The following is a 10,146-nucleotide window of genomic DNA, read 5'->3' as shown; positions in this document are numbered from 1 at the left end:
CGGAGAGCTACGCGGCCGGACTGCACCTGTGCGGTGCCATGCTCTGGCTCCGCAGCATCACACCGCACAGATGATCCGAACTTCAGACAGGACCTAGGGCCGGGTCGCGCTGCAGGCGCAGCAGGCCGCCTCGCCCTACCTCGCCCTGTGGAACCGGCTCGCCGACTTCGACCCCGCCGAACCCGACGCGGCCTCCACCGCCGCCCCGACTCCCTGAGCCTCCCCGCCCAGTCAGCCATCGGCCTGCCGGGCCCATCCTGCCGGGTACACGAGGCCGCCCGGTGTCACTTCCGAAGCCCATCTGCGGGCCCGCACTGGAGAAACGATGCACAACGACGAGGCCGAGCCCGCCGCCGCGCCGGTGAACGCGGCGCCCGCCACCACCGACACCTCGATACCCAGCGTGCAAAGGCGCATCCTGACGGTCCTGCTGATATCCCAGGTGTTCAGCGGTGTCGGACTCGCGGCCGGCGTCACCGTCGCCGCTCTTCTGGCGCAGGACATGCTTCACTCCACCACCCTGGCCGGCCTGCCCAGCGCCCTGCTGACGGCCGGCTCCGCGCTTGCCGCCATCACCGTCGGCCGCATCTCCCAGGCCCGCGGCCGTCGCACCGGGCTCACCGCCGGATACCTCGTCGGCGCTCTCGGCGGCGGCGGAGTCATCGCCGCTGCCACGATCGACAGCGCCGCCCTGCTGTTCGTCTCCTTTTTCCTCTACGGCGCCGGCACGGCCGCCAACCTCCAGGCCCGCTACGCCGGAGCCGACCTCGCCACCCCCCGGCACCGCGCCCGCGCCGTCTCCACCGTCCTTGTCGCCACCACCCTCGGCGGCGTCGTCGGCCCCAATCTCGCCGACCCCGCAGGCAACCTCGCCGCCGCCCTTCACCTCCCCCGCCTGACCGGCCTGTTCCTCATCTCCAGCGTGGCCTTCGCCCTGGCCGCCTTGGCCCTACTCCTCTGGCTGCGCCCCGACCCGCTCCTTCTCGCCCGCACTCGCCCGGTCCGCCCGCAACCAGCCTTCGACACCATCACCGCCGCCGGACGGCGCACTCCCGGTTTGGCACGCGGCGTCCTGGTCATGGTCATGACCCAACTGATCATGGTCGCGGTGATGACGATGACACCCGTCCACATGCTCGATCACGGTCACGGCGGTGCGGCCTCCGGCTTCGTCATCGCCCTCCACCTGGGCGCCATGTACCTGCCCTCACCGCTGACCGGGCTGCTCGTCGACCGCTACGGCGCCACTACCATGGCCGCCGCCACCGGCCTCACGCTTGCGACCGCCGGCGTCCTGGCCGCCACCGCTCCCGGCGATTCGGTCATCCTGCTTGCACTCGCCCTCGCACTGCTCGGTGTGGGCTGGAACTTCGGCCTGGTCAGCGGGACAGCGATCACCACCGACGCCATACCTCTGGCCACCCGTGCCAAGACCCAGGGCGTGATCGACCTCGCCATCGCCACCGCCGGAGCCACCGGCGGCATGGCATCCGGACTCGTTGTCGCCGCCGCCGGCTACCCCGTCCTCGCCATCAGCGGAGGCGCCCTCGCCCTCGCCATCCTCCCTGTGGTGATCGTCACAGCCCAGAGCGGTCCACGCAGCGCATGGCGACGCAACGCCTCGGGCCACCGAGGTTCGTCCACGGGCCCTCGCCGCCGCGGCGAGCCGCTTGCCGGGCAAAGCGATGAGACACCGCACGTGGAGACGAGCCCGCAGGCACAGGCTGCTCCTCGTGCAGAGTGACCGAGCGCGGCGGCCACTTCGCCGCACTCGACGTACCGGACCTCCTCACCGGCGACCTCCGGCAATTCTTCCGTCACTACCGCTGACCGCATCCCTCGTCCCGCAACGTCCACGTCCGCGAGACGCGTCGCCGCCCGCCATGACCCGACACCGCCGGCCCCGGCCGGGTCCTGGCGGGCCTGCGCCGGATACGGACGGCGGGCCCCCACCCAGAGACGATCACCGCATGAAACTCACCGCACGGGAACTCAACCGCTCCACGCTCGCTCGGCAGTTGTTGCTGCGGCGGGAGACGCTCGGCGTCGGAGAAGCCGTACGCCGGGTGGTCGCGCTGCAGGCGCAGCAGGCCGCCTCGCCCTACCTCGCCCTGTGGAACCGGCTCGCCGACTTCGACCCCGCCGAACTCGACGCGGCCTTCACGGGCCACGCGGTCGTCAAGTCGACCCTGATGCGGATCACGTTGCACGCCGTCCACGCCGACGACTACCGGGCCTTCCACGAGGCCGTGCAGCCGTCGCTGCGTGCCGCCAGGCTCAACGGCCGCTTCACCACGGCGTCGGGGCTGACCGTCGAGGACGCCGACGCGCTGCTCCCGGAACTGCTCGCGTTCGCCGACCGGCCTCGGACGACCCCCGAGTACGAGGCGTGGCTCGGACAACGACTCGGCGTCCCGCCGAAGCCGGAAGCATGGTGGGGGTTGCGGCACTACGCCCCCCTGCTGCATGCGCCCACCACGCCGCCGTGGTCCTTCGGCCACCGTCCGTCCTACGTCGCGGCCCCGACTCGACCGGTGCTGGCGAACCCGGAGGTGTCCGCCCAGTCCCTGCAGAAACTGATCCTGCGCTACCTCGGGGGATTCGGACCCGCCTCGGTGGCAGACGTGGCGCAGTTCGCGCTGGTGCAGCGGGGCAGGGTCCGCAACGCACTGCAGACTCTCGCCGAAGACCTGGAGCGCCTGGAGGGTCCGGGCGGCGAGGAGCTGTTCGACGTCCCGGCCGCACCGCGCCCGGACGAGGGCACGCAGGCGCCGCCCCGGCTGATGGCCATGTGGGACAGCACCCTGCTGGCCTACTCCGACCGCAGCCGTCTCATCCCGCCGGACTACCGCAAACTCGTGATCCGCGTGAACGGTGACGTGCTGCCGACCCTGCTGGTCGACGGGTACGTCGCCGGCGTGTGGCGCCCAGCCCAGGAAGAGATCGAGGTGACCGCCTTCCACCACCTACCGGACGAGACCTGGGAGCAACTCGCCGCCGAGGCCCGCTTGCTGACGGCTTTCCTCGCCGACCGCGAGCCGCATGTCTACCGCCGCTACGCCCACTGGTGGCACAAGCTGCCAAGCGCCCACACCCGGCTGCTCCCCGGGAAATGAGGCAGCACGCCTCGGGCCCGAGGTTCCGGATGGGCCGCAGGACGCCGGGGCACTGGTGGGCGACCTGCCACCAAGGGCGCCGCCAGGCGCCAGGCGTCCGGCCACTCGGCTGGATGGACTCGGATGAGCAGGACAGCGCCGATCTCGTCACGTCACGTGGGCCGCTGCTGCGCGTCCTCTACGTGCTGGGCGAGGACGACCGCGACTTGCTGATTCTGACCGGCTGGCAGGGAAGGGGCGTTCCAGCTCGGAGGCCGGTTGAGTTGCCACAAGGACGTGGGCCATACCCGAAGCCATGGCAGGAATCATCTGTGGGGCCCTGGTAGTCCATGCGGCCCCGGCCTGATCGCATTGCCCTTCCGCAGGACACCGTTCCGGAGCCCCCAACGCTCGCCTCCTCGGACGCAACTGACGTGCGCCAATTGCACGATGCATACGGCCGGCACCCATCTGCTTGCTCGTCTCAAGAACCACCTGGAGGGTGCACCCCGACTGAGCGAGGAGGAGCTGACCCGGCTGTGTCACGTGGCGGGGTTCTATGAGGGCCGTCCACCGGAATGGCGTTTTCTCCCGGCGCCGGAAACTGCTCGCCGTCCTGACGACCAATCTGCGGTCCGACCTGGACGAAGCGTTCATCCGCCGGCTGGACGTCATCGTCGACTTCCCGATGCCCGAGCCCTCGCTGCGGCGCGACCTGTGGGACCGCTGCCTCGGCCCGTCCATCCCCCGGGCGGACGGGCTTGACCTGGACTTCCGCGCCCGCTTCGAACTGGCCGGCGGTTCGATCAGGGCCTGTGTCATCACGGCCGCGTACCGGTCGGCGGAAAGCGGCCGCTCGGTCCGGCCGACTTGGTCGGGGCGATCCGCCAGGAGTACCGCAAGTTCGGCCGCCTGGTGCTGGACCGCGAGTTCGCCCACCGCGACGCCCGTTAGCGCCGTGGCCGTGACCAACGAGGCCCCCGGGCAGTGTGGTTGAGACGTCAGACATCTCGATCAACTGCCCGGGGGCCTCGTTCGTTGCGCTGTGTGGGCCGTCACCTGATCGGTGGCGGGCCCAAAGCAGATCAGGGTGGGAGAGCCGTCACGTCATGTTCGGTGGATTCCCCGGTCGCGTGCTCCCGCAGGCTGGCACGTTGTCCAGCCAGGCCGGGCCCTGGAGGAAGATGTTGCTGATCCAGCCACCGTAGTCCGGGAGGTAGGACCAGGCGCTGTTGGTGATGCCCTCGGCTGTGACCGACTGTCCCTGGGCCTGGCAGGTCACCCGCACGTCGGTCGGAGCGGTGAAGGTGTGCACGACATCGGTAGCGGTGGAGGAGTCCTTGCGGACCTTGACGTCCGAGGCCCACATCCGGTGGCCGGTGTTGCCGACCGGTGTCCCGCTGCTGCCGCACGAGGGGATCCCGTCCAGCCAGGCCGGGCCCTGGAGGAAGATGTTGCTGATCCACGCCTGGTGGTCCGGCAGGTAGGACCACGCGTCGTTGGTGATGCCTTCGGCGGTTACCGATTCCGCGTGCTGTTGGCAGGAGATGGTGACCCGCGTCGGGCCGGAGAACACAGGACCCAGCGGGGCCGAGAGGCTGGGACGCTGACGGGTGTTCACCCCCGTGCCCCAGGTGCTGAACTGGCCCGAGCCGCCACCCGTGTTGCCGTCGCAGGCCGGGACGCCGTCGAGCCAGGCCGGGCCCTGGATGTAGATGTTGTTGACCCAGCCCCGGTAGTCCGGCAGGTAGGACCACACGTCGTTGGTGTAGCCCTCGGCGGTCACGGACTCGGCCCGCTTCTGGCACTGGATCGCGATGGACATCGGTGTGGAGAAGGTCGCCACCGGGGTGCCGCCGCGGGACGGCAGTGGGCGGACGTTGACGCCTGTGCCCCAGGTACTGTGGCGTCCTGAGCCACCGCCGGGGTCGCCGTCGCACGCCGGGATTCCATCGAGCCAGGCCTTGCCCTGGATGAAGATGTTGTTGACCCAGCCGCCGTAGTCAGGCAGGAACGACCAGGCGTCGTTGGTGTAGCCCTCGGCGGTCACGGACTCGCCGTGCTTCTGGCACTTGATCGTGATTGCTGTAGGGCCGGCGAACGTCGTGACGATCGTACCGTTCAGCGCGGGAGCGGAACGGACGTTGACGTCGGTGCCCCAGGTGCTGTTGGGGCCGCCGGCACCCGGTGCCGCCGCGTCACCCGAGAGACGGATCGCGCCGGCGTAGTTCCGGTGGCTGGTGAAGTTTGTGACCATGATCTTGGTGTCGGATTCGCGAGCCTCGACGATCTTGCCGTTGCCCAGGTACATCGCCACATGGGTGATGGGGGACCCCCAGAACACAAGGTCGCCCGGTTGGAGGGGCGCGGTGCCGTCGGCGGCGGTGAAGCGCGCCGCGGCCGGCAGTGCGAACTCCTGGGCGGCGGTGCGCTGTCCGACCAGGTCGTGGCCGACCGCCTCGGACCAGGCCCAGCGCACCATCCCCGAGCAGTCGAAGCCCTTGCGGTACGGGTCGTTCTTGCTGCGCTCAGGGTCGGAGACGTCGACGAAGCCGTAGCTCGCGCCAGGCGTCGGCCCGTGTCCTCCGCCCCACGTGTACCAGGTGCCGGCCGCGACCTGCGAGCATGCGGCCTGCACTGCGTATCCGGCGGCCTGGTTCGGGGCGGTGACGGTGACGCCGCAGTCCTTGCCGGGGTTCCAGGCGGGAGTGGGCGGCATCGGCGCGGTGCCACCGCCGGCAGGGTTCTGTGCGAGGCGCCAGCCGAGCTGCTGGCCGTACTCGCGCAGGATGTCGAAGCCGGTGCAGCAGTTCATGTAGCTGGTGTGGGTGGCCGAGGAGAGCGCAGCCTGTACAGCGGACTGCACTGTCTCCTCGAAGATCGTGCCGCACACTCCGTCGCCGTCACGGCAGATGTCGCGGGTGACGCCCTGGAAGCTGACCGGCACCGCCTGTCGGCGCAGCATGCCGCGCAGCCCGTTGCCACTGACCATGCGACCGCTGGCGGTGATGTTCTGCGCGTAGGACTGGCGTCCGTCACGGAACGGGTCGGCGATGAGCAGGGCGCCGCGGACGACCTGGGCAACGTGACCGTGACGCGCGGAGATCAGCTGCATCGCCATGTTGATGACGCCGGCACCCTGTGAGTAGCCGACCAGGCCGATCCGCGTCGACGGGCAGCGTTGGTAGGTGTCCGTCACCAGGGTGTCCAGCGCTTCCGCGCCGGTGCGGGCCGAGTCCCACCAGTTGAGGATGTCCGTCGCGTCGGTGGCGGGGTAGAACAGGGAGGTCGTCGAGATGTCGGAGCGGGCGTGCCCGTAATGGGACACCAGGAGGTCGGCGGCGGCCTGCGCAGCAGGCCCCGCGGTGTTGCCCATCCCGTATGGGCCCACGTAGCCCTCACCGGACCCGCGCACGCCGATGATGGTGACCTTTGTACACCCCGGGTCGGCCGCCCGCGCGGCCGGCACGAGAGGGCTGAGCAGGCCGGTCAGCAGCGCCACGGCGGTCAGTACGGTCACCAGGATGCCGCGGGCGGCGGATCTGGAACGTGTCATGTCAGGTCTCATTGTCAGCACAGGGGCAGCCCGTCGATCCAGTCGGTCTGGTTGTTGAGGTAGTAACTGGCCACGTAGCCAGAGCTGTTGTCGGTCCGGCTTCGGCGCGTCTTCCGGTTCTCGTCTTCTGCAAGGACATGCTGAGCCTTTCAGATCGGAACAGGAGAATCCCATGGAGAAATGCTGTGCTCTGGGCCTGGTCACACGGTATAGATCACGGACAACCGATCTCTATCCGTTTCCCGCCGACTGCAGCGCGCCTATCGGATTGCCGGTACGACACGGATCCGATACATGCCGACCGATACGCCCACGACGATCGGGCCCCGGGATTGCGGGCCTCGTTGCTGAACCTCCTCGACGAACTGCTCGACCTTCCCTGGCAGTGCAGGCTGATCCGGACGATGGCTTCGGAGACCCGGCGTCTGCCACGGCGGCGACCGCTCGCCAGCGGCACCCTGACAGTTCGCCGCCACGCTGATCGCCTCGCAGACGACCGTGACCCGCAGGAATGCCGCTTCCTCATGCGGTTCTGGTGGCAGATGCTCATGTCGTGACCTGCCGAACGCGCACGAGACCCCGGGCTGTCATGGCCGCGCCCGAGGTCTCGTTCTGTCTGCAGTTCAGGCCGTGAGCTTCTTGAAGGCCCTCTCGAAGCGGTCGAGGGTGTCGTCGACGACCTGAGCGAAGAAGGCGTCCTTGTCGCGGGTGAGTTAGGCGCTGTTTCTCGGATCATGTGCGGAGCCAGATGACGAGTGCTGCGATGGTGACGGTGCCGAGGTAGGGGTATGCCGCAGATCGCGGCGAAGGGCCCGGCGGATCAGATCTTGCGACACGTGCTGAACCGCAGCGGACTGCTGCAGGACGACGACGCGATCCAGTTCATTCACCGCACCTTCCAGGGCTACCTCGCAGCAAAGGAATTACGCGAGAGCGACTCCTTGGGTGAGTTGCTGCGGCACGCGTCCGAGCAGGACTGGGAGGACGTGATCCGGCTCGTCATCGGACACTGCGGCCGCGCCGAGACTGCCCGCGTGGTCACCGATCTGGTCGCCCAAGGAGACGCTGCAAGCGGCTGGAAGCGCTGGAAGCTGCACATGCTCGCCGCGTTGTCCGCCAGCGAGGCTGCCTCTCTCGATGAAGAGGTCCGAGCCGAGGTCGCCCACCGAGTGAGGGCGCTTGTGCCGCCACAGAGCGTCAACGAGACGGCCGAGATGGCCAAACTCGGTCCCGAAGTCCTCCCCCTCCTGCCGGGCCCAGACGACCTCACCGAAGAGCCGCAAGTACACGTGCTGAACACCATGAGCAAAATCGGCAGCATCAAGGCGCTGCCACTGGTCGCCCGCTATGCCCAACAACCCAGTGCAACCCTCCGGCAGGCCATCGTCGCGGCATGGCCGGAGTACGCCGCCGAGCCCTACGCCCGCGACGTCCTCGCTCGAATGAAGCTCACCGACCTTCCTTCGTCGGCAGCCAGAGCGAAGCGCTGCTGCTCCTCTGCCGCATCCCCGGTGTGCGGCAGCTCGAAGTGGACCCAACACATCTGCCCTCGCCCGACCTGGACACGATCAGCGCCATTCCGGAGCTTCGAGAACTCCGGTTCACGCGGCGCCCCACCGGGCAAGGGCTGAAGCGGCTGCCTGCAGCGAACAAATCCATTGCCCGACTCTCTGTCAACAGCATCCGATGGAACCCCGAAGGGCTCGCGGCGTGAACCGGATTGCGCGGCCTGGCCGTATGGCAGCGGGTGCCCATGCCAGCCCTGTTCGACGAGCTCGTACGGCTCCCACAGCTCCGGGCGCTGCAGATCCCTATCAGCTCCCCAGCGGCCGCACTGGACTCCCTGCCTCCGCTGCCATGGGTGCGCTCGCTTACCCTGCCCGAGGTAGCCGAGGCTGGCGAGCTGGGGGAACTAGCCCGCGTCTTCCCTTCGCTCACCCATTTATCCATCCATCTGAAGGCCATCGCCTCCAGGACCATCGACCTCACTCCACTGCGGAACCACCCTGGCCTGCGGGTGGAAGTCAGGTGAACCGGTGTTCTCCTGCAGGCCGATCCTGCACGAGGACCTCGACTTGCCGGGCACCTGGTGGACGGACCTGGCGACCACGCTGCACAAGCTCGCCGCGGCCGCCACCGACCGCGTGGCCGTCCGACCGCAGTACATGGAGCGGGCCATCCCCGAGTTCGTGGGCATCCCGACGCCGGCCGCGTCCGGCTGGTCGACCGCCCACGGCGACCTGCACTGGGCCAACCTCACCAACCCCTTGCGGGTCCTCGACTGGGAGGGCTGGGGCACCGCTCCCGAGGGCTTCGACTGCGCGATGCTCTACGCCTACTCGCTCCTGCGGCCCGGCACCGCAGCCCGTGTCCGTGAGGCCTTTCCCGTCCTGGGCAGCCCGGCCGCCCTCGCCGCCGAAGCGACCGTGTGCGCGATGCTGCTCCAGACCGTGAGCCGCGGCGACAATCTCGTCCTCGAAGGCCCGCTCCGGGAGTGGGCCGAGGATCTGCGCCCGCCCCTCTGAGCGCCCCCGTACTACCTGTGGAATCGCGGCCGTCGGTGCTGTAGCGGGTGGCCAGCAGGCGCCGCCTCCGCCTCGTCGTCGCCCGGCGGCAGCAGCTCATCCAGCAGCGAGGCGGAGGAGAGGCCGCGTGCTCGCATTGTCGGCCCGACACCGCACTGGGCCATTTGGAGGGATAGGCGGCCGCGCAGTAGGCCTAACCCCGTCAGATGACGGAGCTATCCGAGACGGCACAGAGCGCCGGACGGCATGCCGGTGGAGGCGGACGGCGCGGACATCGGGCCCGTCTGAAGGAACGCGGGCTCTCCTCGCCGCAGTGATCCGAGGGCATCCGCAGCGGACGCCGCCGCGCGCGGTGCGGGTGCCGCCGAAGATGCTTAGGAACTGTCTCTTAGCTTGTTTTTTTAACGACCGTGTCAGTTCGGTGAGTTGCGTGCCCGCTGACGAGCGAGGGCTGGTGCGACAGCAGTGCGGCCTTGGTGTGATCATGTGCGTTGTCGAGACGCTGTTGATCATGCCAAGGCCGCGGGGGTGAGTCTGCTGCACGACGCTGTCCGCGTCGAGTCCCTGACCGTGTCATCCCGGTTTCGGATCGACTTCTACGGCTGTCTGACCGCCCGTGCGGACGCGCTGTTTGAGCTGACGGACGCGGTGTTGTGCACCGACGGGCCGGTGCGGTCCCTGGTCGACCTCGCCCTGGCACCCGAGCACCGCCGCGGGCACGGCTCCCTCTACGCCGGCCTCAACCGTGGCCGGATGGACGTGGACCGGCTGAGGCGGGTCTTGGCCGGGGTGCCGCTGCCCCGGGCGGCCGACGGGCGACTGGTCCTGGCCGTGGACGTCTCCCCCGTGGCTGCGGCCCGACGCCGGCACTGTGCCGGACCGCTCGTTCTGCCACACCTACGGCCGCGGCACCGCCAAGCACCAGATGATGCCCGGCTGGCCCTACTCGGTCATCGTCGCCCTGGAGACC

The 10,146-nt window shown here is 69.3% G+C and carries 6 protein-coding genes and 3 pseudogenes; 8 read left to right on the top strand and 1 reads right to left on the bottom strand.

Annotation, left to right across the window (positions count from 1 at the left end; all coding sequences use genetic code 11):
* Positions 1-103: 103 nt before the first annotated feature.
* The 4 genes and pseudogenes from ACN6LD_RS41110 to ACN6LD_RS41095 form a co-directional block, all read left to right on the top strand.
* Positions 104-199, top strand: a pseudogene (locus tag ACN6LD_RS41110) (DNA glycosylase AlkZ-like family protein); the annotation flags it as partial.
* A gap of 126 nt (positions 200-325) precedes the next feature.
* Entirely contained in the window at positions 326-1,744 is a 1,419-nt protein-coding gene (locus ACN6LD_RS41105; protein ID WP_445045832.1) for an MFS transporter, read from the top strand.
* Between the two features lie 226 nt (positions 1,745-1,970).
* Entirely contained in the window at positions 1,971-3,116 is a 1,146-nt protein-coding gene (locus tag ACN6LD_RS41100) for a winged helix DNA-binding domain-containing protein (protein ID WP_445045831.1), read from the top strand.
* A gap of 586 nt (positions 3,117-3,702) precedes the next feature.
* Positions 3,703-4,049, top strand: a pseudogene (locus tag ACN6LD_RS41095) (ATP-binding protein); the annotation flags it as partial.
* A 148-nt stretch (positions 4,050-4,197) separates the two neighbouring features.
* Here ACN6LD_RS41095 and ACN6LD_RS41090 read toward each other — a convergent pair.
* Positions 4,198-6,651 (bottom strand): cutinase family protein, encoded by a 2,454-nt coding sequence (locus tag ACN6LD_RS41090; RefSeq protein ID WP_445045830.1) that lies wholly within the window; start codon positions 6,649-6,651, stop codon positions 4,198-4,200.
* Between the two features lie 344 nt (positions 6,652-6,995).
* Here ACN6LD_RS41090 and ACN6LD_RS41085 point away from each other — a divergent pair, with 344 nt between their 5' ends.
* From ACN6LD_RS41085 to ACN6LD_RS41070, 4 genes and pseudogenes are all read left to right on the top strand, one after another.
* Positions 6,996-7,208 (top strand): hypothetical protein, encoded by a 213-nt coding sequence (locus ACN6LD_RS41085; protein ID WP_445045829.1) that lies wholly within the window; start codon positions 6,996-6,998, stop codon positions 7,206-7,208.
* Between the two features lie 231 nt (positions 7,209-7,439).
* Positions 7,440-8,282 (top strand): hypothetical protein, encoded by an 843-nt coding sequence (locus ACN6LD_RS41080; protein ID WP_445045828.1) that lies wholly within the window; start codon positions 7,440-7,442, stop codon positions 8,280-8,282.
* A 405-nt stretch (positions 8,283-8,687) separates the two neighbouring features.
* The gene (locus ACN6LD_RS41075; protein ID WP_445045827.1) at positions 8,688-9,176 is read left to right on the top strand and encodes a hypothetical protein; all 489 of its coding nucleotides are present in this window, start codon (positions 8,688-8,690) and stop codon (positions 9,174-9,176) included.
* 528 nt (positions 9,177-9,704) lie between these two features.
* Positions 9,705-10,146: pseudogene (locus ACN6LD_RS41070) on the top strand (transposase); the annotation flags it as partial.

It is taken from the genome of Streptomyces sp. SAS_272, assembly GCF_052543235.1.
This window is presented reverse-complemented; position numbering and strand designations above follow the sequence as displayed.